This is a genomic window from Mycobacterium palustre, assembly GCF_002101785.1.
Lineage (GTDB): Bacteria > Actinomycetota > Actinomycetes > Mycobacteriales > Mycobacteriaceae > Mycobacterium > Mycobacterium palustre.
Map to the genome: position 1 here is coordinate 1 of NZ_LQPJ01000023.1, position 3,587 is coordinate 3,587.

The following is a 3,587-nucleotide window of genomic DNA, read 5'->3' on the forward strand; positions in this document are numbered from 1 at the left end:
CAGAAAATCCCAACGCACCGCGAAGGGGGGGCCAAAACTAGCCGTCACACTGGGGCCACTTCAAGTTGACATTGCCAGCGATATCAACGAGGGAGTTTGCCGGAATCAACTGCAGCCGCGCCTTATCCATGGCCAGGTGGATGGCTGCTTGCCCGTCGGGTTGCTCCTCGATGGAGGCGACCTTGCCCACTTGGACACCGTGCATCTTCACCTTGGCATCGGGGTCCATTACCAGGCCTGCCCGTGGCGACAACACCGTGACCGGCGAGGTGTCGTCGAAGCCCCCGCGGAACATAGTGGCGCAAAGACCGACGATGGCAGCGATCACGATAACGGTTACCAGCCCCGCTACCGCCCGCCGGCGATCAACGGCTCCCTGGCGTACAGAGGGCCCGCTGTCGTCTCTCATGCCGATCGCCTGGCCGGAGACGACGCGACCAGCGGCTGTGTAGCGTCGACCACCTGCGGATCGGGAATCTGACACTCGCCGCAACCACCGGCTGTGGGCGTTCGAGCACAAGGGGACGGCAACGGGACCGCGCATGTCGGCCGCGCGCCACGAGGCCAGGTAGGTGCGGCGGGCAGCGCGGCTATCAACACCACCCGACAGCGAGACATGTCGCAGACACTAGCAAGCACTATAAGATCGGTAAACCGTTTCTACTATTTTATTAGTAGCACTCCACTATTTTGATAGTGCCGTGTATCTTGGCTGCAGCTTGTCCTCGCCCACGGGACGACATGCCACGCTCAGAGACGCTCCGCCGTCTGACTAAACGAGAGGACCCCTGATGCGATTCGTGCTAGTGCATGGTGGCTTCCACGCGGCTTGGTGCTGGAGTCGCACCATCCCGGAACTTCAGCGGCTCGGGCATGAGGCGATCGCGGTCGATATCCCGGGACACGGGTCGCGAGCCGGCGAAGAGTCGACAATCGCCAATCGTCGGGAGTCGATCGCTTCGGTGATCGAGCCGGGCGACGTGTTGGTAGGTCACTCCGGCGGCGGGTTCGACGTGACATTGGCCGCCGACGCCGCGAGCGACCGCGTCAGCCACGTGATCTATCTGGCGGCGTGCTTGCCTCGCGAAGGCCGGACCTATCCCGAGGCGATGGCGATGCGCAACAGTGAGGACGGCGAATTCGACGCTGACGTCGGGGAAATGCTTGGTTACCTGCACTTCGCCGAAGACGGCGCGATGACGTTCGCCGACATGGAGGGTGCGTGGAAATACTTTTACCATGACTGCGACGAGGAGACCGCCCGGTGGGCCTACGAGCACCTCGACGCCGAGCGAGCCGGCGAGACGAGCGTCACCCCAGTCTCCGTACCGCGGTTCTGGGCGGCCGACCTCCCGCGCAGCTTCATCCGGTGCCTGCAGGATCGCTCGATGCCCGGCTGGCTGGCCGACACGGTGGTCTCCCGGCTCGGTGTGGAGCAACTTACGATCGACACCTCGCACTCACCGTTTCTGAGCCGCCCGGGTGAACTGGCCGAACTTCTCGTCCATGCCACCACGACAAAGCCGATCGGACCGCTAATTCCGAATTAAACTTAAAGGCGATGGAAACAATGACTAGGATCGATTCGGTGGATCAACACCGAGGGGGCTATATTTCGAAAACCCCGCAGAAAAGAACCCGAGATCCGCTGCAACGTCGCCAGGAGCTCTGTGATGCCGCCATTCAGGTGTTGGCAGATGAGGGCGCAAAAGGCCTTAGTCACATCAAAGTCGACCGGCGTGCACAAGTGCCCGATGGCACCACCTCCGTTCACTTTCGCACCCGCAAGGCCCTGATCTACGCCATCGCCGCGCGAGTGGCCGAACTGGACATGCGGGAGTTCGTTTCGGCGACGGACGCCACGCACGATGCGGCCGACTCGACGGATTTGATGCTGTCCCGATTAGCGGATTTAGCGATGAAATCGGCCGAAGAGCCAGCGCTGTCGCGGACCAAGGCTCGCTTCGAGCTGCTGATGCAAGCTCCTCGCGATCCGGAGTTGATGGAGATATTTCGTGAGAACACAATGAGATTCGCGGCGATGAGCCTCGAAGCTGTGGCGCAGTTGCAGCCGGCCGGCGCGAGCCCAGATCCCACGCTGATTAATGACCAGGCCTTCGCCATAACGACTTTCATCGCTGGTCTGCAAATCGGCTACGTCTACGGTGGCGAACGCGCGATGGCGAGCGCGGAAAAGATCGACGACTATCTTCATGCCGTCATCGAGGGTGTCGCCAACAGGCATCAAAAAAACCGCTTCCCCGCGAAAGGCTGACGGAATAACCCGATGTCGTGCATTGACTTCCATATCCGGTCGACCGGGTCACTCCTGCGTTGTCGGCCCACGGTAGCAGCCAAGTGAGGAACGAACGATGGCTTCGATTGGCGGCATAGCAAGCGCGTTAGCGGCTTCCGTGGCATTGGTTGCTATGTTAAGCCCCGCCCCGACCGCGCACGGTACCGGTGATGAGTCGGCCATAAACGGCATCTTCACCGCCACATCAAACGGCGAGTGGGCACAGTCCAACCAGGTGTATCACAATGAAGCGACGGTGCGGAGCACCTGGACCATCGCCACCACGTGCACCACGCCCATCGACTGCACAGGCACGGTGAAAAGCGACCAAGGTTGGACCGCACCCATCTACACAACCAACGTCCAGTGGTACGTCAAGCGCGAGCTCGCCGACTGGGAGCGCTGTGCCGACGGCACCACCGCCCCCGGCCATCAGGTCTACCGATTCACACCTGTCGGCGCCGACGGTTACGTCGACCCCAAGTCGACAACCTATGCCGGCGAAGACGTGACGACCGGTCCAAGCGGGGCCTGCGGGAGGAACGTCTCGCTTCAAATCGCGTTGCCGTTCAAGCTCGTTAAGATCGCGTGACTGTCGTCAATGTCGCTCTCATCATCGCGTCTCGGCTTGAAGATCCTGACACTTTGCGTTGCGCTGACGGTGCCTACGCTCGGGATCGTGCCGGTCGCCCGAGCCGAGATGCCCATCGGCAACTACGAACTGCACATTGCGGGCAGGTATGACTTCCACACTTGGGTGTGGGTGATCTCGTCGTGCTCCGGTGGATGTGTGCACGTGTACGCGATAGCCCGGCCCATAGCAAAGGGCTTCGACTACGAAGGCGACGCACCGCTCGCCAACGGCCGCTACACGTTGACGGTCGATGTCCCCGATGGCCTGCGCTGCGGTGACGTCTACTATGGCCCCGCCCTTCCTACCCACGACACGTATTCATGGGATGGAACAACGCTGACTGGTGCGCTGGAATCCTCGTTCGCGACAGGCTGCGGTGGTGCGCCGGCCGGGACCAACACGTACCCGTTTTCGCTTTCGCGGATGTAGGGCACCCGTTCGTGTCATTAAGCACGGACACGGCTCCTTCGGCGATGTCGTGACCAGAAGTCAAGCAAACCGACTCCGTGCAACCCGGGGCACATCAGAGCCTCCGGGACTTCCAGGGCGGTTCACCCGTCGGCAACTGGTCTGCTTATGGTGATGGGGACCCGTTTGGTGGTCCAGTCACTATGCGACTTGGGGTTGGTGGGTCGTGGTCCACTGTAGAGCGAACTC

General features: G+C 61.6%; 5 protein-coding genes. 4 read left to right on the top strand and 1 reads right to left on the bottom strand.

What is annotated here, in order from left to right; genetic code table 11:
• Positions 1–37: 37 nt before the first annotated feature.
• The gene (locus AWC19_RS02370) at positions 38–409 is read right to left on the bottom strand and encodes an MlaD family protein (protein ID WP_169718066.1); all 372 of its coding nucleotides are present in this window, start codon (positions 407–409) and stop codon (positions 38–40) included.
• Between the two features lie 382 nt (positions 410–791).
• Here AWC19_RS02370 and AWC19_RS02375 point away from each other — a divergent pair, with 382 nt between their 5' ends.
• The 4 genes from AWC19_RS02375 to AWC19_RS02390 all read left to right on the top strand — a co-directional run bounded on the left by AWC19_RS02375 (position 792) and on the right by AWC19_RS02390 (position 3,359).
• A complete protein-coding gene (locus AWC19_RS02375; protein WP_085076502.1) occupies positions 792–1,550 on the top strand; it encodes an alpha/beta fold hydrolase in 759 nt (252 codons plus the stop codon).
• Between the two features lie 38 nt (positions 1,551–1,588).
• Positions 1,589–2,275, top strand: a complete 687-nt coding sequence (locus AWC19_RS02380) for a TetR/AcrR family transcriptional regulator (RefSeq protein WP_245848654.1) — start codon at positions 1,589–1,591, stop codon at positions 2,273–2,275.
• 97 nt (positions 2,276–2,372) lie between these two features.
• Complete coding sequence (locus tag AWC19_RS02385; RefSeq protein ID WP_085076504.1) at positions 2,373–2,888, top strand: Rv2253/PknI dimerization domain-containing protein; 516 nt, start codon at positions 2,373–2,375, stop codon at positions 2,886–2,888.
• 108 nt (positions 2,889–2,996) lie between these two features.
• Complete coding sequence (locus AWC19_RS02390; protein WP_085076506.1) at positions 2,997–3,359, top strand: hypothetical protein; 363 nt, start codon at positions 2,997–2,999, stop codon at positions 3,357–3,359.
• The last annotated feature ends 228 nt before the right edge of the window (positions 3,360–3,587 follow it).